This window comes from Rudaea sp., assembly GCF_036383415.1.
Classification (GTDB): domain Bacteria; phylum Pseudomonadota; class Gammaproteobacteria; order Xanthomonadales; family Rhodanobacteraceae; genus Rudaea.
The window spans coordinates 1-3,914 of sequence record NZ_DASVOK010000416.1; the positions used below are offsets into that span (position 1 = coordinate 1).

At 65.3% G+C, this 3,914-nt stretch carries 3 protein-coding genes; all 3 read left to right on the top strand.

Annotated elements, in window-relative coordinates:
• The first annotated feature begins 126 nt into the window (after positions 1-126).
• The 3 genes from murL (at position 127) to VF497_RS15200 (ending at position 3,857) form a co-directional block, all read left to right on the top strand.
• Positions 127-1,503 (top strand): UDP-N-acetyl-alpha-D-muramoyl-L-alanyl-L-glutamate epimerase, encoded by a 1,377-nt coding sequence (gene murL, locus VF497_RS15190; RefSeq protein WP_330890219.1) that lies wholly within the window; start codon positions 127-129, stop codon positions 1,501-1,503.
• 16 nt (positions 1,504-1,519) lie between these two features.
• Positions 1,520-2,893 carry a UDP-N-acetylmuramoyl-L-alanine--D-glutamate ligase gene (murD, locus tag VF497_RS15195; RefSeq protein ID WP_330890223.1) on the top strand — a complete coding sequence of 458 codons (1,374 nt, stop codon included), beginning with the start codon at positions 1,520-1,522 and terminating at the stop codon, positions 2,891-2,893.
• Between the two features lie 70 nt (positions 2,894-2,963).
• Positions 2,964-3,857, top strand: a complete 894-nt coding sequence (locus VF497_RS15200; protein ID WP_330890221.1) for an N-acyl homoserine lactonase family protein — start codon at positions 2,964-2,966, stop codon at positions 3,855-3,857.
• The last annotated feature ends 57 nt before the right edge of the window (positions 3,858-3,914 follow it).

Consider the following 3,914-nt stretch of genomic DNA (forward strand, 5'->3'; position numbering starts at 1 on the left):
CGGCAACCATCGCCGCCTCGCCAGGACGCAGGAAGGCGACGTGATCCTGATCGCCCAAGCCGGCGCCTACGGCGCGGTCATGTCGTCGGACTACAATCTGCGTGGACGCGCTGCGGAGACCGTGTTGTGACCGCGACGACTGCCGACAAATTCGCCGACCCGCGCAACGCACAGGCATTCCGTTTCGTCGCCTGCGATTTCGACGCGGCGAGCGGCACGGCGAGCCTGTCGTACGCCTTTGACGATGGCCCGTTGCTGATCGAGCGCATCGTCTTCCCCGATGCGTCGGCGCTGCCATCTGCGCGCGTAGCGGCGTTCGCGCAGGCCTTGCGCTTGTTGCATCTGATCGCGGGTGTCAGCTACTACAAGGCCGGCATCCCGTCCGAGCTGCGCGTCGAGACCGGCGCGCTCGATGCGAGTACGGCGGAGTTCCTGCACGAACTGTATTTCCATGGCCTGGCCGAGTTCGCTTACCAGAACAAGCTCGATCTGGGCGAGCGTCTGCGCTTCATTCCGATCCAGTCGGGCGGCGATGAAGTCGGCAAGCAGGCGCCGGCGTTGGACCTGGCGCGGCGCACCCTGCTGCCAATCGGCGGTGGCAAGGATTCGCTAGTCAGCGTGGAATTGTGCAAAAGCATCAACGAACCCGCGACCGCAGTCTGGATCGGCGACTCGGCGCTGATCGCCGCCTGCGCCGAACGTACCGGTCTGCCGCTGCTCAACATCAAGCGCCACATTGCGCCGGAGCTGTTCGAGTACAACCGTCAGGGCGCATGGAACGGTCACGTACCGGTCACCGCGATCAACTCGGCGATCCTCGTCTGCGCGGCAATCCTCTACGGCTTCGATGCGATCGCGTTTTCCAACGAGCGCTCCGCGTCGAGCGCGACGCTCGAGTACCTCGGCCGCCAGATCAATCACCAGTGGAGCAAGTCGCTGGCCTTCGAGCGGCTGTTGCGCGAACAGATTCATGCGCACGTCGCCGCCGATCTCGACTACTTCTCGCTTTTGCGGCCGTGGTCGGAGTTGGCTGTCGCGCGCGAGTTCGCGAAACACTCGCAGTACGATGCGGTGTTTTCGAGCTGCAACCGCAACTTCCGCATCCTCGGCGAGCACCCATCCGATCGCTGGTGCGGGCAATGCCCGAAGTGCCATTTCGTCTTCCTTGCGCTGGCGCCGTTCGTGGCCAAGCCGCGACTGCTGCGGATCTTCGGTCGCAACCTGCTCGACGACGTCGCGCTGGTGCCGGGGTTCGATGCGTTGCTCGAGTACCGCGACCACAAGCCATTCGAATGCGTCGGCGAGGGTGGCGAATCGCGCGCGGCGATGTACGCGCTGACCCAGCGCGCGGAATGGCGTGAGGACGCTCTGGTCGCGCGCTTCGCCAAGGAAATCCTGCCGCAGCTCGATCGCGCTTCACTGGCGTTCGAGCCCCTGCTAGCGCCGGCGGGTGAGCATTTCCTGCCTGCGCGCTTCGCTTCGAGTTTGAATGCGTCTCGCTGACGGCCCCGCACAAGGAATGCGCCTCTCGGCGCTGGCAGGCAAACGCGTCGCCGTTTGGGGCTATGGCCGCGAGGGCAAGGCGGCGTTGTCTGTGCTGCGCCGTAAGTTTCCCGGCCAGCCCGTCACGCTGTTTTGCAGCGCGGCCGAAGCGGCCGGTATCGGTCGCGACGGCGAAGGCATCGAGATCGTGACGACTGCGCCCGATGCCGCGGCGCTGTCGGTCTTCGACATTGTGATCAAGTCGCCCGGCATCGGCCCGTATCGCGAGCCATATGTTTCCGCCGAGAAGGCCGGCGTGCGTTTCACTTCGGGCACCGCGATCTGGTTCGCCGAGAATGCCAACTCGAAGGCGATCTGCGTCACCGGCACCAAGGGTAAGAGCACCGTCACCGCGCTGATCGCACATCTGCTGCGTGCGGGCGGCAAACGCGTCGCGCTGGCCGGCAATATCGGCCTGCCGCTGCTCGAACTACTCGAACCCTATGTCGAGCCGGACTGGTGGGTGATCGAGTTGTCGAGTTTCCAGACGCGTGATTTCGGCGGCGCGCCGACGGTCGCCGTGGTCAACAACCTGCTCGAAGAACATCTCGACTGGCACGGCGATGCGGACCGGTATCGCGCCGACAAGTTGAAGATTCTCGGCGATGGCTCCGATGGCGTTGCCGTATTGAACGCGGGCGATCGCGCCACAGCATCGATCCGGACTCCGCGCAAAATCATCTGGTTCAATTCGAACAACGGCTGGCACGCGCGCGACGACTCGATCTTCCGCGGCGACGAAGAAATTCTCCCACTTGCGCAAATCCCTCTGCCGGGTCTGCACAATGCGCACAATGTCTGTGCGGCGCTGGCCGCGATCGACGCGGCTGGCATCGATGCGCGCACGCTGGCGCAACACGTCGCCACGTTCAAGGCGCTGCCGCACCGCCTGCAGCGCCTCGGTGTGCGCGATGACATCGAATACGTCAACGACAGCATCTCGACGACGCCGTATGCGGCGATCGAAGCGCTGCGCAGCGTCGGCGGCAAGGCGACGGCGATCCTGGTCGGTGGCTTCGATCGCGGCGTGGACTGGCAGCCGTTCGTCGATTTCGTCGCGCTACATCCGCCACGGGCGGTCATCACCATGGGCGCCAACGGCGACGCGATCACTGCGGCACTGGCCAAGGTCGAGCAGCACGGATTCGAGCTTGTGTCCTCGCACACGCTGGCCGAGGCGTTCGCACGCGCACGCGCGTCCATGCGCGAGGGCGGAGTGATCCTGCTCTCGCCCGGCGCGCCGAGTTTCGACCAGTTCAAGGATTACGCCGAGCGCGGCCGCGAGTTCGCCCGCCTTGCCGGATTCGATCCCGCGGCGATCGCACAGATCGAAGGCATGGGCATCGCGTGAACTCGCCGGCCCGATCGCGGTCGCAGAAGCGGGCGTGGCGCAGGGCAGGTTCCGCTACAGGAGTTTTCGCATGACAGGCTGGCAGAAGATTTCGGCTTCGATGCTGTTCGCGTTCGCCGCCGGCGTATCGGCGGCAACGCCACCCACAGCCTCTCCGGCATCATCAACGGAAGCGAAGACCGCCGACACGCTGACGGCCGACGAAGTACGGCTCTACGCGCTCGACTGCGGGCGCATCGACGAGAGCAGCTTCGGCGGCTATTCCGACACCGGCGAATACGACGGCAAGCCGCGCACGCTGAGCGCGCCGTGCTTCGTGATCCGCCATCCCAAGGGCGTGCTGATCTGGGACACGGGACTCGGCGACAAGTACGCGGCGGCCAAGGGCGGTGTCGACGACGCGGGTACGCATCTGAGCGTGAGCGTGCGCCTCGTCGACCAGTTGAAGGCGATCGGCCTGACTCCGGCCGGCGTCAACTACGTCGCGTTCTCTCACCTGCATGCCGATCACACCGGCAACGCCAACCTGTTCGGCCGCGCGACCTTTCTGATGAATTCGAAGGAGATCGCCTGGGCGAGCGCGACGCCGACGCCGCTCGGAGTCGATCCGGCCACGTTCAGCACTTACGAATCCGCGAGCAAGCAGATGATCGAGCGCGACTACGACGTGTTCGGCGATGGCCGCGTCCTGATCCTCAAGGCCCCCGGCCACACGCCCGGCCATCAGGTCTTGCTGCTGCGCTTGAAGAAGGCCGGCGCAGTGGTCCTCTCCGGTGACCTGTACCATGCACGCGAGAGCCGCCAGTTCCGCCGCGTGCCGGCATTCAACGACAGCCGCGCCGACACGCTGGCCTACATGGATCGCATCGAGACCATCGTCAGGAACCTGCACGCGCGTTTCGTCATCCAGCACGATCCGGCCGACTTCGCCGCGTTGCCGAAGTTTCCGGCCTACCTCAATTGAGCCGCGCGATGAACACGGAAGAAAAATGCGTGCGCATCTGGGACCTGCCGACGCGGC